This is a genomic window from Phaeobacter sp. SYSU ZJ3003, from assembly GCF_041300735.1.
In the GTDB taxonomy this organism is placed as follows: domain Bacteria; phylum Pseudomonadota; class Alphaproteobacteria; order Rhodobacterales; family Rhodobacteraceae; genus Phycobacter; species Phycobacter gallaeciensis_A.
In genome coordinates this window covers 14641-35689 of sequence record NZ_PXNU01000017.1, presented here as the reverse complement: position 1 = coordinate 35689, position 21049 = coordinate 14641, and the positions used below count along the sequence as shown (strand labels likewise).

Annotated in this window: 21 protein-coding genes; 8 read left to right on the top strand and 13 right to left on the bottom strand. The window is 63.1% G+C overall.

Features of this window, described 5'->3' with window-relative positions; translation table 11 throughout:
- The 3 genes from C6W91_RS07850 (at nt 1) to C6W91_RS07840 (ending at nt 3562) form a co-directional block, all read left to right on the top strand.
- Nucleotides 1–720, top strand: a complete 720-nt coding sequence (locus C6W91_RS07850) for an SDR family NAD(P)-dependent oxidoreductase (protein ID WP_370570685.1) — start codon at nt 1–3, stop codon at nt 718–720.
- Between the two features lie 10 nt (nt 721–730).
- Entirely contained in the window at nt 731–1462 is a 732-nt protein-coding gene (locus C6W91_RS07845; RefSeq protein ID WP_370570684.1) for an SDR family NAD(P)-dependent oxidoreductase, read from the top strand.
- Nucleotides 1463–1609: 147 nt separating this feature from the next.
- On the top strand, nt 1610–3562 hold the full coding sequence (locus C6W91_RS07840; protein WP_370570683.1) for a cache domain-containing protein: 1953 nt from the start codon (nt 1610–1612) through the stop codon (nt 3560–3562).
- A gap of 31 nt (nt 3563–3593) precedes the next feature.
- On the opposite strand, the gene C6W91_RS07835 is transcribed toward C6W91_RS07840, so the two are convergent.
- The 10 genes from C6W91_RS07835 to C6W91_RS07790 all read right to left on the bottom strand — a co-directional run bounded on the left by C6W91_RS07835 (nt 3594) and on the right by C6W91_RS07790 (nt 13441).
- Nucleotides 3594–4955, bottom strand: coding sequence for a sigma-54-dependent transcriptional regulator (locus C6W91_RS07835; protein ID WP_370570682.1), 1362 nt, complete (start codon nt 4953–4955; stop codon nt 3594–3596).
- Nucleotides 4952–5077 carry a hypothetical protein gene (locus tag C6W91_RS07830; protein ID WP_257784210.1) on the bottom strand — a complete coding sequence of 42 codons (126 nt, stop codon included), beginning with the start codon at nt 5075–5077 and terminating at the stop codon, nt 4952–4954. The genes C6W91_RS07835 and C6W91_RS07830 overlap by 4 nt, the downstream gene beginning before the upstream one ends.
- Nucleotides 5078–5081: 4 nt before the next feature.
- A complete protein-coding gene (locus C6W91_RS07825; protein ID WP_274831373.1) occupies nt 5082–6383 on the bottom strand; it encodes a c-type cytochrome in 1302 nt (433 codons plus the stop codon).
- Between the two features lie 21 nt (nt 6384–6404).
- On the bottom strand, nt 6405–7625 hold the full coding sequence (locus C6W91_RS07820) for a formate dehydrogenase subunit gamma (protein WP_370570681.1): 1221 nt from the start codon (nt 7623–7625) through the stop codon (nt 6405–6407).
- 97 nt (nt 7626–7722) lie between these two features.
- Nucleotides 7723–8316, bottom strand: a complete 594-nt coding sequence (gene fdh3B / locus C6W91_RS07815; protein ID WP_065272593.1) for a formate dehydrogenase FDH3 subunit beta — start codon at nt 8314–8316, stop codon at nt 7723–7725.
- 12 nt (nt 8317–8328) lie between these two features.
- Nucleotides 8329–11223 carry a formate dehydrogenase subunit alpha gene (locus C6W91_RS07810; protein ID WP_370570680.1) on the bottom strand — a complete coding sequence of 965 codons (2895 nt, stop codon included), beginning with the start codon at nt 11221–11223 and terminating at the stop codon, nt 8329–8331.
- 115 nt (nt 11224–11338) lie between these two features.
- The gene (locus C6W91_RS07805; protein ID WP_065273715.1) at nt 11339–11530 is read right to left on the bottom strand and encodes a twin-arginine translocation pathway signal protein; all 192 of its coding nucleotides are present in this window, start codon (nt 11528–11530) and stop codon (nt 11339–11341) included.
- A 59-nt stretch (nt 11531–11589) separates the two neighbouring features.
- Nucleotides 11590–12231, bottom strand: coding sequence for a molecular chaperone (locus C6W91_RS07800; RefSeq protein ID WP_065272591.1), 642 nt, complete (start codon nt 12229–12231; stop codon nt 11590–11592).
- Nucleotides 12228–12905: a DUF3306 domain-containing protein gene (locus C6W91_RS07795; protein ID WP_370570679.1), complete on the bottom strand. Its 678-nt coding sequence runs from the start codon at nt 12903–12905 to the stop codon at nt 12228–12230. The genes C6W91_RS07800 and C6W91_RS07795 overlap by 4 nt, the downstream gene beginning before the upstream one ends.
- On the bottom strand, nt 12902–13441 hold the full coding sequence (locus C6W91_RS07790) for a DUF3305 domain-containing protein (RefSeq protein ID WP_274831745.1): 540 nt from the start codon (nt 13439–13441) through the stop codon (nt 12902–12904). The genes C6W91_RS07795 and C6W91_RS07790 overlap by 4 nt, the downstream gene beginning before the upstream one ends.
- A 374-nt stretch (nt 13442–13815) precedes the next feature.
- On the opposite strand from C6W91_RS07790, the gene C6W91_RS07785 reads away from it, so the two are divergent.
- Complete coding sequence (locus C6W91_RS07785; RefSeq protein WP_370570678.1) at nt 13816–15762, top strand: 4Fe-4S binding protein; 1947 nt, start codon at nt 13816–13818, stop codon at nt 15760–15762.
- Here C6W91_RS07785 and C6W91_RS07780 read toward each other — a convergent pair.
- A complete protein-coding gene (locus C6W91_RS07780; RefSeq protein WP_370570677.1) occupies nt 15756–16640 on the bottom strand; it encodes a hypothetical protein in 885 nt (294 codons plus the stop codon). The genes C6W91_RS07785 and C6W91_RS07780 overlap by 7 nt on opposite strands.
- Before the next feature lie 83 nt (nt 16641–16723).
- On the opposite strand from C6W91_RS07780, the gene apbC reads away from it, so the two are divergent.
- The 3 genes from apbC to C6W91_RS07765 are packed head-to-tail and all read left to right on the top strand — an operon-like array spanning nt 16724 to nt 18983.
- A complete protein-coding gene (apbC, locus tag C6W91_RS07775) occupies nt 16724–17791 on the top strand; it encodes an iron-sulfur cluster carrier protein ApbC (protein WP_065272588.1) in 1068 nt (355 codons plus the stop codon).
- Nucleotides 17788–18504, top strand: a complete 717-nt coding sequence (locus tag C6W91_RS07770) for a DUF4444 domain-containing protein (RefSeq protein WP_370570676.1) — start codon at nt 17788–17790, stop codon at nt 18502–18504. Before apbC ends, C6W91_RS07770 begins: the two co-directional genes overlap by 4 nt.
- Complete coding sequence (locus tag C6W91_RS07765) at nt 18504–18983, top strand: DUF6505 family protein (protein WP_065272586.1); 480 nt, start codon at nt 18504–18506, stop codon at nt 18981–18983. Before C6W91_RS07770 ends, C6W91_RS07765 begins: the two co-directional genes overlap by 1 nt.
- 92 nt (nt 18984–19075) lie before the next feature.
- On the opposite strand, the gene C6W91_RS07760 is transcribed toward C6W91_RS07765, so the two are convergent.
- The gene (locus C6W91_RS07760; protein ID WP_347508664.1) at nt 19076–19540 is read right to left on the bottom strand and encodes an MAPEG family protein; all 465 of its coding nucleotides are present in this window, start codon (nt 19538–19540) and stop codon (nt 19076–19078) included.
- 106 nt (nt 19541–19646) lie between these two features.
- On the opposite strand from C6W91_RS07760, the gene C6W91_RS07755 reads away from it, so the two are divergent.
- The gene (locus C6W91_RS07755) at nt 19647–20231 is read left to right on the top strand and encodes a TetR/AcrR family transcriptional regulator (RefSeq protein WP_274827651.1); all 585 of its coding nucleotides are present in this window, start codon (nt 19647–19649) and stop codon (nt 20229–20231) included.
- A gap of 179 nt (nt 20232–20410) precedes the next feature.
- Here the strand turns inward: C6W91_RS07755 and C6W91_RS07750 are convergent, their stop codons facing one another.
- Nucleotides 20411–21025 (bottom strand): chloramphenicol acetyltransferase, encoded by a 615-nt coding sequence (locus tag C6W91_RS07750; protein WP_370570675.1) that lies wholly within the window; start codon nt 21023–21025, stop codon nt 20411–20413.
- Nucleotides 21026–21049: the final 24 nt, after the last annotated feature.

The following is a 21049-nucleotide window of genomic DNA, read 5'->3' as shown; positions in this document are numbered from 1 at the left end:
ATGTTCGAAGGGCAGACCTGGTGGATCGTCGGCGCCAGCGAAGGGCTGGGCCGGGCCTTGGCCAAGGAGATGGACGGCGCGGGCGCCCGGCTGATCCTGTCCGCCCGCAATGCCGGGCGGCTGCAGCACCTTTGCGACGGCCTGTCCAATGCCGGGGCGCTACCGATGGATGTGACGGACCCGGATGATGTGATCCGCGCCATGGCAGATCTGGGGCCTGTCGACGGTGTGGTCTACTGCGCCGGGGCCTATGATCCGCTCAGCGCGCAGGACTGGCAGCCGGAGGCAGTCGAGACCATGTGCGCGGTCAATTTCACCGGCGCGCTGCGGGTACTGGGGCAGATAGTGCCGCAGTTTTGCCGCCGGGACAGTGGCCATATCGTGCTGATCGGCTCGCTCGCCGGGTTTACCGGCCTGCCGGGTGCCATCGGATATGGCGCCTCCAAGGCGGCGCTGATGCATCTGGGGGAAAACCTGCAGGCTGATCTGCGCGGCAGCAATGTGCGGGTGCAGGTGATCAACCCCGGCTTTATCCGCACCCGGCTGACGCAGAAGAACCAATTCAAGATGCCGCAGATCCTTGAGCCGGAAGACGCCGCCCGGCGCTGCCTGCGCGCCATGCAGGGGCGGCGCTTCAGCACCAGCTTTCCAGCGCCGTTTTCCTGGGTCTTCACCCTTGGCCGCCTGCTGCCGCGCCGCCTGTTCCTGAAACTGATGTAGCGAGGGATTGATGCCTACACACACGCCCCCGAAACAGGTTGTGATCCTTGGCGCCAGTGGCGGCATCGGCGCGGCGCTGGTGCAGCATTACGCCGCCCAGCCCCATGTCGAAACCGTGCATGCTGTGTCCCGTCAGGGCGACACTCCCGAGGGTGGACCCGTGGTGGTGCCCCATGCCGCCGATATCACAGACGAGGCCAGCCTGATCGCGCTGGCCGACGCGCTGGAAGCACCCGATCTGATCATCCTGGCCACTGGAATCCTGTCGGACGGAACCGCGCTAAAGCCTGAGAAATCCCTGAAACAGCAAAGCCTGCCTGCCTTCGAACAGGTCTTCGCTGTCAATACCTTTGGCCCGGCCATGGCAGCGCGTCACCTGATCCCACGGATGCCAAGGGACCGGCGCACCATCTTTGCGGCGCTGTCGGCGCGGGTCGGCTCGATCTCGGACAACGGGCTGGGCGGTTGGCACGCCTATCGCGCCTCCAAGGCGGCGCTGAACATGCTGCTGCGCAACTACGCCATCGAAATGGCGCGGCTCAATCCCGATTTCGTCTGCGCAGGCCTGCATCCCGGCACCGTAGACACTGATCTGTCCCGCCCCTTCAGCCGCGCCGTGCCCGAAGGCAAGCTGTTCACCCCCGCCTACGCTGCGGATTGTCTGGCCGGGGTGATCGCGGGGCTGTCACCTGTGAACAGCGGCATGGTTTTTGACTGGGCCGGAAAACCTGTCCCGGCCTGAAGGCACGGCCCGATGCCTGAACGGATCACCGGGTTGTGAGGAACCTCCGCAACCTGCCAAGGCCCCCTTGCCCCGCTGACCCGTGAGGTGCCACAGTGATGCGAGCATGATCCGGGCAGCAATGGCACGGCATGGGAGGGGCATACTTTGAAATCCGTTCGGCTACGCCTGTTGCTGCTGGCGCTGTTACCGCTCAGCGTGCTGATGCCGCTGATGCTTATTCTGGCAATGACCCGCTGGAATGCCGATTATGACGCCGTGCTGATCGCCAAGGTCGACAGCGACCTGCGCATCGCCGAGCAATATCTGGGCCACCTGCAGACCGGCACCGCCAACAGCATGCTGAACCTGGCGCAATCCACCGCCTTTCAAGCCGCGCTGAACGATGGCTCCGAGGCGGTGAACCGTCTTCTTGAAAGTCGCAGACAACAACTGCAGCTCGATTTCCTCGAATATCTGCCGCTTGCCGAACTGGAAGGGCCACAGCAGAAATGGCCAGTGATCCGCACGGCCGCCACCGGACAACTGGCCTCGGAGATCGACATTTTCTCCTCTGATGATCTGTCCCTTCTCTCCCCTGCCCTGCAGGAACGCGCCAATATCACCCTGATCGAAACAGAAGCCGCCGCGCCGACCACCCGCAAGGTCGAGGATCGCGGCATGGTGGTGCACACCGCCGCCCCGGTGATCATGCCCGGCCATAACGGGGTGCTGCGCGGCGGGCTTCTGCTGAACCGCAACCTCGATTTCATCGATACGCTGAACGCGCTGGTCTATCTCAGCGACGAGGACGGCGGCAACCGGCAGGGCACCGCCACCCTGTTTCTTGAGGACACGCGGGTGTCGACCAATGTGCGCCTGTTCGAAGACGTGCGCGCCCTTGGCACAAGGGTCTCGGCGGTGGTGCGCCGCGTGGTTCTGGAGGAGGGCCGCACCTGGCTGAACCGCGCCTTTGTGGTCAACGACTGGTATATCTCGGGCTATCTGCCGTTGACCGACAGTTTCGGAGAACGGGTCGGGATGCTGTATGTCGGCTTCCTTGAAGCGCCCTATATGGCGGCCAAATCCGAGGCGTACTGGACCATTGTCGGCGCCTTCCTGATGGTTCTGGCCCTGTCGGCGCCGCTGTTCCTGTGGCTGGCCAAGGGCATCTTTTCACCGCTGGAGCGGATGACCGTGACCATGAAACGGGTGGAGCGTGGCGATCTGACCGCGCGCAACGGCGATGTGGGCAGCGGTGACGAGATCGGACAGGTGGCATCGCACCTTGATACCCTGCTGGACCAGTTGCAGGACCGCGATCAGAAGCTGCGCGAATGGGCCGGAGAGCTGAACGCCCGCGTCGATCAGCGCACCGCGGAACTGCGGGCCGCGAACCAGAAACTGGAAGACACCTACAAACAGCTGGTGATGAGCGAAAAGCTGGCCTCGATCGGGGAAATCACCGCCGGGGTCGCGCATGAAATCAACAACCCGGTTGCGGTGATCCAGGGCAATGTCGACGTGATGCGGATGACGCTGGGACCGGGCGCGGCAGAGGTGAAGACCGAGCTGGATCTCATCGACAATCAGGTCATGCGGATCGGCGCCATCGTCAGCAAGCTCTTGCAATTCGCCCGGCCTTCAGAATTCGGCACCTTCAAGGAAAGCGTCGATATCGCCAATGTGGTCACCGATTGCCTGGTGCTGGTGGATCACGTGCTCAGCAAGCATAACATCGTGGTCGATGGTCATTTCGATGTCGCCCCGGCGGTGCGTATTGATCCCGGTGAGTTGCAGCAGGTGATCATCAATCTGGTGATCAATGCGGCGCAGGCGATGAAGGAAACCGGCACGCTGACCCTGACACTCAAGGCAGAAGAGCGCGATGGCACGCCGGGGGCTTGCCTGACAGTGGCCGATAGCGGCCCGGGCATCAGCGAGGATCACATTTCAGAGGTGTTCAACCCGTTTTACACCACAAAACCGGGCGAAGGCACCGGGCTGGGCCTGTCGATCAGCCAGACCCTGATCCAGCATGCAGGCGGGATCATCACGGTGCGAAACCGCGCGGAAGGCGGCGCCGCCTTTGCGATCTGGCTGCCGGAGCGCCGCGACTGAAACGGCGCTTCCGGCCAGTCCTTAAACCTCTTTACACCCCCCAGGAGGCGCATTTTCGGTCGATGGTCTTGCGCGATACGCCCAGGCGGCGGGCGGCTTCGGCGCGGTTGCCATCGCAGGCGTCCAGCATGTGCATGATGTGGCGCTGGGTCACCAGATCCAGCGTTTCAATCGCTGCCGGGCCGGTGACCGATCCCTTGCCGGAAAACTCTTCCGGGAACTCACCCAGAATGACCGAGCGTTCGATCAGGTTGCGCAGCTCACGCACGTTGCCGGGCCAGTCATAGCGGGAAAACTTCAGCAAGGTTTCCTCGTTCAACTCGAGCGCGGGCATGCCAAGCGTCGCCGAGAATTGCTCCATGAACAGCGCTGCCAGTTCGATGATATCCTCGATCCGTTCGCGCAGCGGGGGCATCTCGATCTTCACCACATTGATACGATGATACAGATCGGCGCGGAACCGGCCCTCGGCCACGGCCTCTTCGAGATCCGCATTGGTGGCAAAAAGGAACCGCAGGTTCAGCGGGATGTCCCGTTCGGCACCGACGGGGCGCACCCGCTGGTCCTCAAGCACCCGCAACAGCGCCGCCTGCACCTGATCGGGCATCTGCGCCACCTCATCCAGGAACAGCGTGCCGCCATCCGCGTGCAGGAACAACCCGTCTCGGCGTCGGTCCTGTTCGTCCAGAACGCCGAACAGCTCATGCGCGATCCGGTCCGGGGCGATGGCGGCGCAATTGACAGCTACAAACGGCTTCTGCGCCCGGTCCGACAGCGAATGCATCGTGCGCGCGGCGATTTCCTTGCCGGTGCCACTGGCGCCAGTGAACAGCACCGGCGTTGGCAGTGGCGCCAGCCGGGTCAGCATCTCGCGCGCCTGGGTGATGGCTGCGGATTTGCCCAGCAGCCGCCCCCGCGCCGCGGACCCTTCGGCCGACAACTCGTGTTTCAGCAGGTAGTTTTCCCGGCGCAGATATTTGCGGTCCAGCGCCCGCGCCACCGAATTGAGGATCTGATTGGCCCGGAACGGTTTCAGCACGAAATCGGCCACCCCGACCCGGAGCGCCATGATCGCGGTTTCCAGATCCGCATAGGCGGTGACCAGAATGGTATCGGCAAACAGTCCCACCCGGCGCTGTTCCTGCACCCATTCCAGCCCGGTCTTGCCCGGCATGATATTGTCGAGGATCACCAGATCGAAATGCGACTGATCGAGGATTGCGGAGGCTTCCGCCGCCGATGCCGCCTGCTCGACCCGCTTGCAACGCGGGCTGAGGATCTTGGTCATGAAATTGCGCATACCCGGTTCGTCATCGATCACCAGGATCGAAGCACCGGCAAGGTTTTCGCCGTATTCATCGCGCGGGACGGCAGAGATGACGGGCTGGTTCAATCCAGGCGCACCGCTTGGCCTGCGAATTTCTCATCCGCGGCAAATCCTGCGCGATCCAGAGCCAGATCCGCTCCTACGGCGATCACGGCAATCGCCGCAAAGCCTGCAAACATCGCTTTCATCCTGTCACTTCTCCGGTTGCGTTGCGTGTTTCAGAAAACCCACCAGGTCCTTGCGGTCCTCGGCGGCGGTGATGCGCTGCATCGGCATTTTCGACCCCGGAATGTAGTGGTCCGGTCCCAGATCGAACAGCGCATCGATCGTGTCGTCGTTCCAGATGATATCAGATCCCTGCAGCACCAGCGAATACCGGTATCCCGCCAGCGTCCCGGCGCGGCGTCCGAACAGCCCGTGCAGGCTGGGTCCGGCCTTGCGGCTCTCCCCGCCGGTCAGCGCGTGGCAGATCGAGCATTTGCGCATGAATTGCCGCTCGCCGTTGGGCATGCTGTCGGCCGGACGCAGGAATGTACGCTCCTGCCCCATCGCGGGGTCAAATTCATTCATCAGCGCCACCGGCCAGCCATAGACCACATCATCAAGTCCTCCCGCCCAAATGGTGTTGCCATCCGGCGAAAAGGCAAGGGCCCAGACCGGCCCCTGCCGCGTGGCACGGAAATCGCGGGCGATGCGCCAGCCGTTCCCATCACTGCCAGTGTCGATCATCATGATGTAGCCATGACCATCCCCCACCGCCAATTGGCCGGTGGATGCGTGATAGGCCATCGCCAGGATCGGGCGACGGTCGAGGGTGAAATCGGCAATCGGGGCGCCGCTCTCCATGTCGATGATGCGGGTTGCCCCGTCCACCGCGCCATAAGCCAGCCAGCCCGCCCGAGTGTCGACAATCAGCCGGTTGACGCCAAATCCCTGCTGCACCAGCGGGCGCGGCGCAGAGCCCTGCTCTGCATCAAACCGCAAGACCCCACCATCCATGGTGGCGGCAAAGAGGCTGCCAGCGGGACCGAAGGCCACGTCATTCACGCCGCTGCCGACCTTGAGGTTGCGGCCTGCGCCACCCGAAAGCGACCAGAGACCGACGCTGCCGTCCCAGCTGGCCGAGGCAACCGATTGCCCGTCGGGCGAGATCGCCAGACCGCGTACCTTGCCCCTGTGCGTGCCCAACAGGCGCGCGCCGCCATCCGGCTCCCACAGGCGGACGGTGAAATCATCGCTGCCCGTCACCAGACGCCCTGCCCCGTCAAAGGCCACCGCCGTCACCGCCGCATCATGACCTTCGAGCCACAGCGGCTCCCGGTCCTGCCACAGGGCCGCGGAATTGTCGAAACTGACACTGGCCACCTGCCCCGAGGGCGCGGTCGCCAGCCCCATCACGGGGCCGCCGTGGCCTTTGAGCGTGGTGAAGCCCTGCGCCGAAACCGCTCCGGCGCAAAGACTTGCAACAAGGCTCAGGCTGGCAAGGAAACGCATGGTGCCGCAGCTCCCCAGAGGCTATTCCGCCGGTGTGGCGCCCTTGGCGCGTCCGGCATCCTTGGCCTTTTCTTCCTCCAGCACCTCGTCCAGCCAGATCGAATGGTGCTGATGGGCCCAGGCCTCATCCACCTCACCCGATCCCATGGCATCATAGGCGCCTTCCATCCCGACCGAGCCGATGTAGATATGCGCGATGATGATCGCCATCAGCACAAAGGCCATGATCGCGTGCCAGGCTTGAGCGAACTGCATTTCCTCTTGCGGAGACAACTGCTCCGGCAGGGTGCCAAGCCCGACCCACTGCGGCAGACCGATGTCGTTCAGCACCGCAAATGTCTTGGCAAAAAGCGGCAGCTCATAGGGGAACAGCAGCGACAGGCCCGAAACCGAAATCGAGGCGCCGAACAGGATCACCGACCAGAAGATCACCTTTTGGCCTGCGTTGAATTTCTTCGCGGGCGGGTGCTTGTTGCCGATGATGCCGCCGAACTGACGGATCCAGACCAGATCGGTGCGGTTTGGAATATTGTGCATCACCCACATCATGAAGACCAATACCAGCGCCACCATGAAGGCCCAGGCGACCGAGTTGTGCAGCCATTTACCATAGATCAGCAGGAAGGAGTTCAGATCCTTGCCCAGATAAGGCGCGATGAAGGCGCGGCCAAACAGGGTCAGAAGGCCGGTGATCCCCAGCAGGATGAAGGATCCGGCCAATGTCCAATGCGCCATCCGTTCGATGAATTTGAATCGCGTGACGGTGCGGCCGGTCAGCTCTCCGTCGACGGGGATACGTCCGCGCAGCAGGTAGAACACCACCAGCGCCCCAAGCGTGCCCAGCAGCAGCCAGCCGCCGTATTGGCGCAGCGGCCCCTCGCGGAAGGAGAGCCATGTCATGCCGCCATCCTGCATCAGGACGCTGGCGACCTCGCCCCCGGCAGAGACGGTAACCTCGGCCGAACCATAGCGCACCTGGCGCCAAACCTCGGGGTCGGAGACACCGCCAAGGGTGCCAAGTTGTTGGGAAATCCCTGCCGCCGCATCCGGGTCTCCGGTTGCGTCGCGGCGGAAGGAGTCATCCAGTTTCTCGCCGCGTTGCCGGGCGAGGATATCTTCAAGCGTCTGCGCACCACCTGTGGCGCTGCGGTCCGCAGGCGCTGGTACAGCCGCCTCCTGGGCCTGCACCGCGCCAACCAGCAGCGTAAGTTGCAGAACAAATGCGAAAGCCATGCGCAGCATGTGCCACACTCCTTCGGGTTTGTCGTATGTATAACAGATAGGTCAGGATGGCCCGCGCACGGCAGGCCATCCCCAGCTTTACGCTGAAAAGACGGGTTTAGCCGCCCTTTTGCTCGTAAGCCGTGCCCCAGCCCCAAGCACCCGAGCCGAACCCACGCGCCACGACGCGTTCGCGGTAGACGGCAGACACCACATCGCCATCACCGGCGAGCAGCGCCTTGGTCGAGCACATTTCGGCGCAGATGGGCAGCTTGCCCTCGGCGATCCGGTTGCGACCGTATTTGGAGAACTCCGCGTTGGAGTGGTTCTCCTCCGGGCCACCGGCGCAGAAGGTGCATTTGTCCATCTTGCCACGGCTGCCAAAGTTGCCTGCCTGCGGATACTGCGGTGCGCCAAAGGGGCACGCGTAGAAGCAGTAGCCACAGCCGATGCAGAGGTCCTTGGAGTGCAGAACCACCCCTTCCTCGTTCTGGTAGAAGCAGTCCACCGGGCAAACGGCCATACAGGGCGCGTCCGAACAATGCATACAGGCGACCGAGATCGACCGTTCGCCGGGCTTGCCATCATTGATGGTCACAACGCGGCGGCGGTTGATCCCCCAGGGCACCTCATGCTCGTTCTTACAGGCGGTGACACAGGCGTTACATTCGATGCAGCGTTCGGCATCGCAGAGAAACTTCGCTCTTGCCATTACTCTATCTCCTTACGCTGGCATGATTTTGCAGAGAGTACACTTGGTCTCCTGCATCTGGGTCACACTGTCATACCCGTAGGTCTGAGCCGTGTTGGTGCTTTCGCCCAGCACATATGGATCAGCGCCGTCGGGATATTTGTGCCGCTGGTCCTCGCCCTGGAAATGACCGCCAAAGTGGTACGGCATGAAGGCAACGCCCTCGCCGACCCGTTCGGTGACCATGGCCATGACCTTGACCTTGCCGCCCTCGGGACCTTCGACCCAGCACTGTTCGCCATCCCGCACGCCAAGGTTATTGGCGTCGCGCGGGTTGATTTCCACGAACATGTCCTGCTGAAGCTCGGCCAGCCAGGGGTTGGAGCGGGTCTCGTCGCCGCCACCCTCGTATTCGACCAGACGGCCGGATGTGAGAATGATCGGGAAGTCCTGCGAGACATCCTTCTTCTGGATCGAGGCATACATCGTCGGCAGACGATAGAATTTGCGATCCTCGTAGGTCGGATAATCCGCAACCAGATCCCGGCGGTTGGTATAGAGCGGTTCGCGATGAACCGGCACCGGATCCGGGAAGGTCCACACGACGGCACGGGCCTTGGCGTTGCCGAAGGGCGCGCATTCGTGCTTGATCGCGACCCGCTGGATGCCGCCGGAAAGGTCGGTTTTCCAGTTGGTCTTGGGACCCGCCACAGCATCAATCGCGGCGCGTTCCTCGTCGGTCAGGTCGCTGTCCCAGCCGAGATCCATCAGCATCTGCATGGTGAATTCAGGATAGCCGTCCTGGATTTCAGAGCCCACGGAATAGACGCCTTCGGCCAGCAGGTTGTCACCGTCCCGCTCCACGCCGAAACGGGCGCGGAAGGTGAGACCACCTTCGGAGACCGGTTTGGACATGTCATAAAGGTTCGGCGTGCCCGGGTGGTTCATCTCGGGCGTTCCCCAGCAGGGCCAGGGCAGACCGTAGTAGTCGCCATCGGCCGGGCCACCCACCGCGCGCAGCGTGGTGCGGTCAAAGGTGTGCTGGTTGGCCATGTGCTTCTTCAGCCGTTCCGGGCTTTGACCGGTATAGCCGATGGTCCACAGACCCTTGTTGAACTCGCGGGTGATGCTCTCGATGTTCGGCGTTTCCGCGTCTTCCATCTCGATATTGCGGAACAGCCGATCCGCCCAGCCGAACTTGTTGGCGAATTTCGCCATGATCACGTGATCGGGCAGGCTTTCGAACAGCGGATCCACCACCTTGTCGCGCCACTGGAACGACCGGTTCGACGCGGTCACGGAACCGCGGGTTTCGAACTGGGTACAGGCCGGCAGCAGGTAGACACCGTCTTCGCGGTCATGCAGCACGGCGGAAACGGTGGGATACGGGTCGACAACGACCAGCATGTCCAGCTTTTCCATCGCCGTCTTCATTTCCGTCATCCGGGTCTGCGAGTTGGGCGCGTGGCCCCACAGAACCATGGCCCGAACGTTGTTCGGCTGATCCATGTTTTCCTTGTCTTCAAGGATACCATCGATCCAGCGGCTGACCGGAATACCCGTCAGGTTCTGCAGGCTCTTGTCCTTGCCGTCCGCGCCTTTCAGCGTGTCGAACTGGCCTGCCAGCCATTCGGGATCTTCTTCCCAGACCCGCGCCCAATGCGCCCAAGCGCCTTTGGACAGGCCATAGTAGCCCGGCAGCGTGTGCGACAGAACGCCAAGGTCGGTTGCACCCTGCACGTTGTCATGGCCGCGGAAGATATTGGTGCCGCCACCCGATGCACCCATGTTGCCCAGCGCCAGCTGAAGCACGCAGTATGCGCGGGTGTTGTTGTTACCGGTGGTGTGCTGGGTGCCGCCCATACACCAGATCACGGTGCCGGGACGGTTGTTGGCCATAGTGCGCGCAACCCGGCGCAGCTGACTGCCGGGCGTGCCGGTGACGCGCTCGACCTCTTCGGGGGTCCACTTGGCCACTTCTTCGCGGATCTGGTCCATGCCCCAGACACGGGTACGGATGAACTCTTTGTCTTCCCAGCCGTTTTCGAAGATGTGCCAAAGGATGCCCCAGACCAGCGCCACATCGGTGCCAGGACGGAAGCGCACATATTCATCGGCATGGGCCGCGGTGCGGGTGAAACGCGGATCGCAGACGATCAGCGGCGCGTTGTTCTGCTCCTTGGCCTTCAGCACGTGCAACAGCGAGACGGGGTGCGCCTCGGCCGGGTTGCCGCCGATGATGAAGATCGCCTTTGAGTTATGGATATCGTTGTAGCTGTTGGTCATGGCGCCGTAGCCCCATGTGTTCGCAACACCCGCAACGGTGGTGGAGTGACAGATCCGTGCCTGGTGATCCACGTTGTTCGTGCCCCAATAGGCGGCGAACTTGCGGAACAGGTAGGCCTGTTCATTGTTATGCTTGGCCGAGCCGAGCCAGTAGACGCTGTCAGGTCCGCTTTCTTCGCGGATCTGCATCATGCCGTCGCCGATCTCGTTGATGGCCTGATCCCAGCTGATGCGCTTCCACTCGCCGTTCTCTTTCTTCATCGGGTACTTGAGACGGCGTTCGCCATGGGCGTGCTCGCGCACCGATGCACCCTTGGCGCAATGGGCGCCGAGGTTGAACGGGCTGTCCCAGCCGGGTTCCTGCCCGACCCAGACACCGTTCTGAACTTCTGCCACGACGGTACAGCCGACCGAGCAGTGGGTGCAGACGGATTTTACGGTTTCAACAGCGCCCGCCGCAGCGGTGGCCGCATTGGCCTGGGTCACCGACCCGCCGGTGGCGCTGATGGCAGCCAGGCCGCCGATGGCCAAGCCGGAGCCGCGCAGAAAGGCGCGGCGGTCGACGGATGTTTCCGCGACGTTGGACAGGATACTGGTCCGCTGGGGGCGTCTCGCAACCCCGTTGGTCTTTTTCCTAAGCATTTAGAACCTCCCTTGCTTGCTTCCTCCTCAGAAAGCGCGCTGGGTTAACGAAAAACCTCTGGCGGTCGGGCGTCACGCAACCAGTTGCCGTCGGTCATGGGATGCATTCGGCGCGTTAGAACCGGACGCTTTCGTAATAGGCGCGGGTATGCGCGGTATCCTGCATCGTCTCCTTTGCAAGATCGGGTGCAGCGGCCTCGGCCTCGCCCCCGGTCGTCGCAACCGCCACCGCTGCCAGCGGCGCCGTGGTTGCGGCGATCTTCAGAAAGTCGCGGCGGCTCGATGCTGCCTCTGCTTTCTTGGTCATGTGAGTCTCTCCTCCTTGGTGATCGCTCACGGTTGTGGAGCGGACATTGCCGCCCCGGCTCATGCGGATTTCTCCGCGCTCATCCGGAACCCTTCGGCCTCGATCTCCATGAACACCCGGCCGACAGCGCCGACCGAGGCATAGAGAACCGAGTTCTTTGCCTTCTCGAGATCCGAAAAGAAGTGACCGGCCCAGGGGCCGATATGGGTGTTGAAGAAGGTCTTCTGATCCGCCAGCGAGGCAGGTTCGCCAAAGCGGCCCGCGATCAGCGCCCCCATCATTTCCATCAGCGAGGCGATATTGTCCTCGGGTTCATAAACGTTCTGTGCCCGGGTCATGCCCCGCGCCGCCATGTCCCGGCGCAGCTGCGCCAGCGGTTTTTCATTCAGGAACCCGGTCAGGTAGTAGCTGGCATAGGGCAGCAGTTCACCCCGGCCGAGGCCGATGAACAGCTTGTTGAACTCTCGCTCCACCGCGGGCGGCTTCGACAGTTTGGCGATCTTGGCCAGCGCGTTGATCGCCACGCCCAGATCGGTGTCATCCCCCTGCAGACCAGCGGTCTGCCCCAGCAGGAACTCATCCGGCGGCGACGCCAGGATGAGACCCAGGAAATTATACAGATCCGCGCGCAGGCGGTCCTCTTCGCTTACCAACGGCGCTGCGGCATCAGCGGTGGCTGTCATGTCTTGCTCCTTGTTCATGCCGTGCCACGGATTTGGCTCTGGCTTCCATCAAAGGAAAAGCGCATCCGGCGCGGCATCATGTTCCCGGGGGCAGTATCACCGGAATCCCCGCTCGGGTCAGCCTCGGTCTGCGGCTCTTGCCGGGTGGCGTTCCAGTCGTCGGCGGTCTGTGCAGGCCCGGCAGCGACGACCTCAGAGGTCTCCGCAACGATGTCTATGCCCTGCTCTTCGCTTTCTGCGCCCTCTTCGGGTGCGCCTTCGGCGGGTGCAGCGGCGACTGCCGCTTCGGCCTCGGCCTTTTCTGCTGCCTGACGGGCCAGTTCCTCGACGTGTTTGGTCATGCCCTTGCCCACCTGATAGGCGGTCTGCATGCCCTCTACGACCATGGCGCTGTCGGTGAAATCCTCACCGTAATCGACCAGCCCGTCGATATTTGCCAGCACCGGGTTCAGACGCCATAGGCGGCGCAGGGCGCGGGTGCGGATGCGGGCCGGAACCACGTCGCGCAGGAAGACCTTGAAATCGTCGCCTTCCTCCAGCGTGTCGGGATCGGGCAATTCCAGCTCGGCCAGGATCTCTGCGTCGCTCTTTTCCTCCAGCGCCGCGTCGCGTTCTGCTGCCTCAACAGCAGCTTCGGCGCGGGCTTCGGCCTCTACGGCGGCCTTGCGGCGGGACCAGAAATCGCGGCTCATTGCAGGCGCCCCTTCTTGACCAGGGCGGGCGAGCGGTACACGTCGGTCAGCTGCGCGATGCGCGGATCGCCGATGCCATCCTCGGCCTCTCCCACGGTGCGCTTGTCACGGCGGCGTTTCTTGAATTCCTCTTCCTTGAAGTGGGCCAGAGTGAACTCCCGCACCCAGGCCACCAGACCAGAGGGCATCGGCACCTTCTCCACCAGTTCCTCGCCGCTGTCGGCATAGTCCTGCGCCTCGTAAGGAGAGGCGGTGACCAGCGTCATTTCCAGCGGGCGGTCGGCATCATCGCTTTCGCGCATCACAACATAGACACAGGGCGGTTCTGCGGTCAGCCCGTGCATATAGGCTTCGGCATCGGCGCGGTGCAGTTCCAGCGGCAGTGTCGCGGCGTGGAATTCGCTGGCGCCGTCTTCCTCGCGCAGCAATTGCCAATCTGCGGACCGGGCTGCGGGCAAGACGCCTGCCACCTTCCAAGACCATCGTGCCCAGCGGGTCACCCCCGGGGTCCGGCGAAGTACGATGCCAAGCGGCATCACGTCGGTCTTGTCCAAACTACGGCTCACTGGTTGCGCACCCTACATCTCCCTGCGTCGTACAAGTGTGCCGCAAGGTCACGCCTTCGTGAAAGCCTGCTCTGCACCCGATCTGCAAATTTCCCGCAACCCGGACAAATTGGGGCAGACGCAGGGGGGTAGAGTTCCGCCTTGGTCGAATTGTCTATGTCGACAAAAATAATCGGAATACCGCTGTACACAAAACCGCGCGAATCACCCCGGTATTTTGCGCCCCATCCGGGGCCTGCTGCGGGGTGCAAACCGGTTTACGTGGCTTCAGAATCATGCCTAATCTGTGGCCCGGATGGCGGTTATCCGCCCGTCACGCCAGCCCTGATGCAAGCGAGGAAAGAATGGCCAAGCAGTTGATTCTATGCGATTGTTCTGGATCTCAGGAGATCGATTCGGAACGACTTTCCGACGTCACGGGATTGTCATGTTCAAAGATGCATTCGGCCCTTTGCACCAGCCAGACCGACAGCGCTGCCGCTGCAATCGGTGCCGGAGACGCGGTCATTTGCTGCACTCAGGAACAGCGCCTTTTCGAGGAGATCGCGGGCGAGATCGGTGCCCCCTCTCCGGCCTTCCTCGACCTCAGGGACAGGGCCGGATGGACCGCCGATGAGGGCGATTTGCTACCCAAAATGTCCGCCCTCGTGGCCGAGGCGGCGCTAGATACCTCGGCGGCCAAGACCGTCGATGTGGTGTCCGAGGGCCTGTGCCTGATCGTCGGCCCGGGCGATGTGGCGCTGGCCGCCGCCAAGCGGTTGCAGGACAGTCTGGCCGTGACGGTGCTGCTGACCGGTGATGACGAACCGCCGATGAGCCGCGACTTCGACGTGGTGCGGGGACAGCTGCGGCAGGCCTCTGGCGCGCTTGGCCAGTTTCAGGTCACCATCGACGCCTTGCAGCAGCTCGACACCACCGGCCGCAGCTGGAGCTGGACAGCCCCCCGCGATGGTGGTCGCTCGGAATGCGATATCATTCTGGACCTGACCGGCGGCACGCCGCTGTTCCCGGCCCATGAAAAACGCGAAGGATATCTGCGTGCCGATCCCAAGGGCGTGCAGGCGGTGGCCGATGCAGTGCTGGAGGCCAGCCAACTGGTCGGCACCTTCGAAAAACCGCTCTACGTGCGCAGCGAACCGCTGCTCTGCGCCCATTCACGTGCCAGCCAGACCGGCTGCACCAATTGTCTTGATGTCTGCCCTACCGGCGCCATCAGCCCCAATGGCGATCACGTCAGCATCGACCCGATGATCTGCGCCGGCTGCGGCGCCTGTGCCTCGCTTTGTCCCTCTGGCTCGATCACCTATGACGCGCCGCCCACCGATACGCTGATGCGCCGCATTCAGGTGCTGGCAAAGGCCTATCTCGATGCCGGGGGCAGCGCCCCGCGCCTCTTGGTGGTGAACGAACACGGCGCCGAGATGATCCGCCTTGCGGCCCGGTTCGGTCGCGGGCTGCCTGCCGATGTGCTGCCGCTGGAGCTGGAGGCGATGAATACCTTTGGTCATGCCGAAATCCTCGCGGCACTGGCCGCCGGATTTGCCCATGTGTCGCTGCTGATGTCGCCCAAGGTGGACCGCGCAGTGCAGGAGCGTGAGCTGACCCTGGCCCAGGCCATCGCGGGCGACAAGGCCACGCTGCTGGACCTGAACGACCCTGACGCGCTGAGCGATGCGCTGTTCGGCGCCGAAGTGCCCGCGCCGATAAATGAGCCGTTGCGCCCCATGGGCACCCGCCGCCAGATCACCCGTCAGGCCGCCCGCGCGCTGGCGCCTGAGGCCGACATGCTGCCCCTGCCGGATGATGCGCCCTATGGCGCGCTGCTGGTCGATACCGACAGCTGCACCCTGTGCCTGTCCTGCGTCTCCCTTTGCCCCTCCGGCGCGCTGGGGGACAATCCCGACCTGCCACAGCTGCGGTTCCAAGAGGACGCCTGCCTGCAATGCGGCCTCTGCGCCAATGTCTGCCCCGAACAGGCGATCAGCTATGAACCGCGCCTGAACCTCCAGCCCGAAGCGCTAAGCCAGGTGGTGGTGCACGAAGAGGAACCTTTTGCCTGCGTCGAGTGCGGCACGCTGTTCGGGGTGAAATCCACCATCGAACGGATCACCGAAAAACTAGCCGGAAAACACGCGATGTTCGCCACCTCGGATGCGGCACGGATGATCCAGATGTGCGACGATTGCCGGGTCAACGCGCAGTTCCATCAGGAAAACAATCCCTTCGAAGGCAAGGAACGCCCGCGCGTGCGCACCACGGCCGATTACCTCAGCAAGCGCCGCGATCACTGATGTTGCAAGGGGGCTCCCAGATCTGCCGGGGTGAGGCTGGACACATAGGCCAGGATCGCCTCCAGCTCGTCCAGCGTCATGGCCACGGGCACGATAGGCGACGGGCGGTCCGCGGGGAAGGGCTCGGTCACATCGGCGACCTGGGTAAAGGAGGGGTGCGGGTTCAGCGCATAAAAGGCCTGGAACCTGTAGTCCCAATCCGGCAGCGCCCGCAGCACGAAAAAGGACGGCGTCGATCCGATATCGGTCATGCGCATGTCCTCGGCCACCGCGTGGCAACGCCCGCATTTGCTGCGCGACAGGTTCTGTCCTTTCATCGCGTCGCCTTCGAAGACGATTTCTTCCTCCACCTCGGCGGTGATCTGCGGCAGGGTGAACATCTGCACCCCATCCGGCGCATAGGCGGTGATCGTGCGCGCGCCCACGTCCGAGCCGAGCCAGTCGACAAACCGCGCCGTGCCCGGATGGGCGCCATCCAGCACCTGCATGTGCCAGAGCGCGGCCGCATCCTGAAACACCGGCGTGCCCTCGGCCCTGTCCGAAAACGCGGCCTCGGCAGCTGCGCCGGGCGTGACGAGTTCGATACGCACCTGCGTTTTCAGGGAAAACCGCGGCAGCAGATGTTTCAGAAATCCGGTTTCGACCAGCGCCTGCGGCACCGCCAGCCGGACCAACCGATCCTCGGCCTGAACGGCACTGCCGACCGTCAGCAGCCAGAGCACAAGCACCGGGATCAACGCAGCCCGGCCCGCCGCCACAGTCCTGATCCGGTGCAGCAATGCAGGCACTCCTGCAAAACTGAGCGCTGCACGCACCCCGGTAAAATTGAGCGCTGCACGCTCTGGCCGGATCGGATAGAGAAAAGACAAACGGACCATTCGAAATGCTAGGGATCAACCTACATTTCAGTCAAGTGTTCCGTACACAGACGCAAACGAACCCACCAAAGGAGTAGACCGGCGTGTCCCTCACCCGTGAAACTGTCCTCGAGGCACTGAAGACCATCACCGACCCCGTCAGCGGCAGCGACATCGTCGCCGCCGGCATCGTGCGGGCTCTGAATATCGAAGACGGCGCCGTGCGTTTCGTGCTGGAAGTCGATCCGGCCCGCGCCGAGGCCTACGCCCCCGTGCGCGACGCGGCAGAGGCCAAGGTCACCGCCCTTGCCGGGGTCGAGAAGGTCTCGGCCCTGCTGACCGCCCATTCCACCAAGGCGCCGCCGCCGGATCTGAAACCGAAGAAAGCCGCCCAGCCCCAGGGACCACAGAAGATCCCCGGCGTGGATCGCATCATCGCGGTCGCTTCGGGCAAGGGCGGCGTTGGCAAATCCACCGTCTCGGCGAACCTAGCCTGCGCGCTGGCTGCCGAAGGCCGCCGTGTCGGTCTGCTGGATGCGGATGTCTATGGCCCCTCGCAGCCGCGCATGCTGGGCGTGTCCGGCCGTCCCGCCAGCCCCGATGGCAAGACCATCCTGCCGATGCGCAACCACGGCGTCACCATGATGTCCATCGGCCTGATGACAAACGAGGATCAGGCAGTGGTCTGGCGCGGTCCGATGCTGATGGGCGCGCTGCAGCAGATGATGATGCAGGTGCAATGGGGCGCGCTTGATGTGCTGATCGTGGACCTGCCGCCGGGCACCGGCGATGTGCAGATGACTCTGGCGCAGAAGGCCCATGTGGATGGCGCCATCGTGGTCTCGACCCCGCAGGACGTTGCGCTGATCGACGCGCGCAAGGGCATCGACATGTTCAAACAGCTGCACGTGCCGATCGTCGGGCTGATCGAGAACATGTCCACCCATATCTGCTCCAACTGCGGCCATGAGGAACATATCTTTGGCCACGGGGGCGTCGCCGCCGAAGCCAAGAAGCTGAACGTGCCGCTCCTGGCTGAGATCCCGCTGCATCTGGACGTGCGCCTTGCCGCTGATGGCGGCGCGCCGGTGGTGGTCAGCAAACCTGACAGCCCGCAGGCCAAGGCATTCCAGGAGGTGGCACTCGGTCTTATCCAACGGGGCGCCGCATGAGCGAGGCCACCCCTACCCTGTCCTTTCCACCGCTGATGTCCGGCGAGGCGGTGACCGGCCCTGAGGACCCGTTCGAGACCGCCTGTAAACGGGCGGTCCTGGGCTGTGATGCCGGTCTGGTGGTCTATAATCTGGCGCATGACACCCTGCGCGCAGCACTGGTCTTTGCCCCCGAGGTACCTCTGTCGCACGCGATGGCGATGCTGCCCACCTGCGGCGTCGGTTTTCAGAACGCCTTGGGCGCCCTTGCCCCGCCTGAGGTCGCGGTGCATCTGGACTGGGGCGGCGCGATCCGCATCAACGGCGCCCGCTGCGGCCGCCTGCGCGCCGCCGCCAGCACCAGCGATCCGGCGGAAGAGCCCGACTGGCTGGTGATCGGGCTGGAGCTGCCGCTCTGGCCCAAGGACGAGGACGGCGGCGCCGCGCCCGAGGACACCGCGCTTTATGCCGAAGGCTGCGCCGATGTGGAGGCGCCTGCCTTGGTCGAAAGCTGGGCCCGTCACTGCCTGCACTGGATCACCCGCTGGGAAGAGGACGGCTCCAAACCGCTGCACGAAGAATGGCGTGGCCTCGCCCATGGTATCGGCGAAGAGACCCGGCAGAATGACCTCAGCGGCACCTTCCTTGGCATTGACGAGGATTTCGGCATGCTGCTGCGCGACGGCGACACCACCCATCTGATCCCCCTGACAACGCTTCTGGAGACCCCGTGATGCAACTGGCCCGCGCCATCCATTTCGACGAGAGCGATCAAAACGTCTTTGCCAGCCCGGCCCGCACCGGCGAATGGTGCATCTCGGGCGGTTTTGAATTTTCCAACTGGGGCGAGGCGGATCTGACCGGCAAGCAGCGTCAGGCCTTTTCCAATGGCTGGATGGGGCTGGAAACCGGCGGGCGGGTGACATTTGTCGCGGTGACGAAGATCGAAGAGGCTGAGCTGGAAACCCTGACCGACCTTCTGGCGCATCATTTTGTCAGCTACTACGGCGCGCCGGATGTGGCCGCCGCCCGCCCCGTGGCTGCCGAGGAGATCGCCCACATGGCCGACCTCTGCGCCGATCACGCGCCCAACACCCTGCTGACCGTGATGCGAGAGCTGACCGATGCGGGCGTGCGCGAAAGCTACCGGATGATCGAGGCGCAATCGGCGGGCCTGGAGCAATTCGCCATCCACGGTGATATCGAAGGCTGAGACGGGGCACTCCCGCCCGTCGCCGGATCATGTGCATGATCCGCTCCCGTTAGGCCGGGCGCCGCTGACGCGGCGCGGGTGAACGCGTGTGCCTACGTGATCGCGACCCAGAGCACATGGCACGCCATGTAAATGACGATTAGGGACCCGACGGTGTAGAATGTCGCCCGGATTTCATGGGATTGCTTCGTCGTATAGGCCCAGAAGTGCGCCAGCCGCGCCGCAACAAAACCATACATCAGGACATGCGCCAGCCAGACAGAAGGACCGATTGCCACAAACAGAAGGCCTGCCGCCCAGAAGGCCGGTATGTTTTCTAGGTCATTCCGGTGCATCCGACGGGATCGGTCAACGTATTCATTGACGTCCAGTTGCGACGGATCGGGAGCTGTATTGATGAGCCCTTTTTGAAGGTCTTCGGGACTCGCCCAGCCCGCCCTGACTTTCATCATTCGGTGAACTGTCATCCAACCCTGGGCCATAACCTTGAGCACCAGAAGCGCAGCGGCAATCACATAGGTGACGAAGACCGGATTTTCCAAAGTGAGTGCGGTCATCTTTCGGCTCCCCGTATGGCGCCTTTGGTTGGCAAAGGTTCTCACCCTTCCTTACCATTGGCAAACAAAGTATCTTACCATTGGTAAGCAGTCAAGGATCGTGTCGATGCCGCACAAGAATACAAGTGATCAGATTTTGGAAACCGCTCGCGACCTGTTGGCATCCGAAGGTCTGGCGGCGGTATCGTTCGATGCGATAGCCCGTCGTCTGGGGTGCACGAAACAAGCGGTACTCTACTGGTATCCAAGCAAGCATGACCTGCTCGCCGCGATGTTTCTTCCGTGGCTTGAGGCTGAAGCGGAGACCGCAATACAGTCGGTGTCCGGGACCACGAAGCGCGATGAGGCCGTCGATGCATTCGTCAGAGCCATCGCCGGATTTCATTTTGAGGACCTCGACCGATTTCGGATGATGTACCTGTTGCCGCAGACCATCAAGCAAAGCGTCAAAGCCTCTCACGATGCTGCGCTGCTAGACAGGATTCACCCTGTGACCGACAGGATGTATGGCGCCCTTGCGGATAGGCTGGACAGCGATGCAAAAGGCGTGCGTCAGGAAGCCCTGGCGATACACTCGGCGGTACTGGGATTGCTGCTCATGTTCGGACTTGCCGACAGTGTGAGAGATCCTTTGAAACACAACGCATCCGAGATGGTCAGCGCGTTGATCGCGTCTCTTCGGTCCACATGAAAAGCGGTGCTGTATGCATCGTGATCTACGCCGTGCTCAAACCCGCCCAACACACTTTGCAAACGTCTACAACGCCACCCTAATAGCCCCGGCGCCGCGCAAGCGGCGCCCGGCCCAACCAGGCCGGCCCTTCTCACAGAAGGGCCAGACACGGGCGGGAGCACCCCACCCATCTAAACTCAAGCGTATTTTTCCAGGAACTCTTCCGCCTTCAGCGCGCGGAAGTCCGGCAGCGCGGCCCTCAGGGTGGAATTGTCCCAGTCCCACCAGGCAAGCTCAATCATCGCCTCGGCCACCGCTTCGGGGTAGCGGCGGCGGATCAGACGGGCGGTGTTGCCGCCGACGATGGCATAGGGGGCGACGTCCTTGGTCACGACGCTGCCCGAGGCCACAACCGCACCGTGGCCGATGGTGACCTCGGGCTTGATCATCGCGCCGTGGCCGATCCAGGTGTCGTGGCCGATACGGGCCATGCGGCTGGCGCGATGGGCGAACCAGTCCTCATCGACCCCGGCATCATCCCAATAATCGGCAGACCGATACAGGAAGTGATGCAATGACGCCTTCTCCATCGGGTGATCCGTCGCCCCGATGCGGGTGAAGCTGGCGATATTGGCGAACTTCCCCACCTCCGCATTGGCGATATCGCAGGTGCGGTCGCAATAGCTGTAGTCGCCAAAGCGGCTGTTCGCGATGCGGCTGCCTGCGCCGATCTCCACATAGGCACCGAAATGGCTACCGGTGATCTGGCAATCGGGATGGATGAACGGCTGATCTGCCTGAAGGCGGGCCATGGTCTGTTTTCCTGTTCCGGTCTC

What these genes read in the sequence shown, in the direction of transcription:
- C6W91_RS07755 (WP_274827651.1), top strand. Translation starts at nt 19,647, where the DNA reads ATGCCGCACAAGAATACAAGTGATCAGATTTTGGAAACCGCTCGCGAC.
- C6W91_RS07820 (WP_370570681.1), bottom strand. Translation starts at nt 7,625, where the DNA reads ATGCTGCGCATGGCTTTCGCATTTGTTCTGCAACTTACGCTGCTGGTT.
- C6W91_RS07800 (WP_065272591.1), bottom strand. Translation starts at nt 12,231, where the DNA reads ATGAACAAGGAGCAAGACATGACAGCCACCGCTGATGCCGCAGCGCCG.
- C6W91_RS07845 (WP_370570684.1), top strand. Translation starts at nt 731, where the DNA reads ATGCCTACACACACGCCCCCGAAACAGGTTGTGATCCTTGGCGCCAGT.
- C6W91_RS07795 (WP_370570679.1), bottom strand. Translation starts at nt 12,905, where the DNA reads ATGAGCCGCGATTTCTGGTCCCGCCGCAAGGCCGCCGTAGAGGCCGAA.
- C6W91_RS07850 (WP_370570685.1), top strand. Translation starts at nt 1, where the DNA reads ATGTTCGAAGGGCAGACCTGGTGGATCGTCGGCGCCAGCGAAGGGCTG.
- C6W91_RS07770 (WP_370570676.1), top strand. Translation starts at nt 17,788, where the DNA reads ATGAGCGAGGCCACCCCTACCCTGTCCTTTCCACCGCTGATGTCCGGC.
- C6W91_RS07825 (WP_274831373.1), bottom strand. Translation starts at nt 6,383, where the DNA reads ATGCGTTTCCTTGCCAGCCTGAGCCTTGTTGCAAGTCTTTGCGCCGGA.
- C6W91_RS07780 (WP_370570677.1), bottom strand. Translation starts at nt 16,640, where the DNA reads ATGGTCCGTTTGTCTTTTCTCTATCCGATCCGGCCAGAGCGTGCAGCG.
- C6W91_RS07810 (WP_370570680.1), bottom strand. Translation starts at nt 11,223, where the DNA reads ATGCTTAGGAAAAAGACCAACGGGGTTGCGAGACGCCCCCAGCGGACC.
- fdh3B (WP_065272593.1), bottom strand. Translation starts at nt 8,316, where the DNA reads ATGGCAAGAGCGAAGTTTCTCTGCGATGCCGAACGCTGCATCGAATGT.
- C6W91_RS07830 (WP_257784210.1), bottom strand. Translation starts at nt 5,077, where the DNA reads ATGAAAGCGATGTTTGCAGGCTTTGCGGCGATTGCCGTGATCGCCGTA.
- C6W91_RS07790 (WP_274831745.1), bottom strand. Translation starts at nt 13,441, where the DNA reads ATGCCGCTTGGCATCGTACTTCGCCGGACCCCGGGGGTGACCCGCTGG.
- C6W91_RS07805 (WP_065273715.1), bottom strand. Translation starts at nt 11,530, where the DNA reads ATGACCAAGAAAGCAGAGGCAGCATCGAGCCGCCGCGACTTTCTGAAG.
- C6W91_RS07760 (WP_347508664.1), bottom strand. Translation starts at nt 19,540, where the DNA reads ATGACCGCACTCACTTTGGAAAATCCGGTCTTCGTCACCTATGTGATT.
- C6W91_RS07765 (WP_065272586.1), top strand. Translation starts at nt 18,504, where the DNA reads ATGCAACTGGCCCGCGCCATCCATTTCGACGAGAGCGATCAAAACGTC.
- C6W91_RS07750 (WP_370570675.1), bottom strand. Translation starts at nt 21,025, where the DNA reads ATGGCCCGCCTTCAGGCAGATCAGCCGTTCATCCATCCCGATTGCCAG.
- C6W91_RS07785 (WP_370570678.1), top strand. Translation starts at nt 13,816, where the DNA reads ATGGCCAAGCAGTTGATTCTATGCGATTGTTCTGGATCTCAGGAGATC.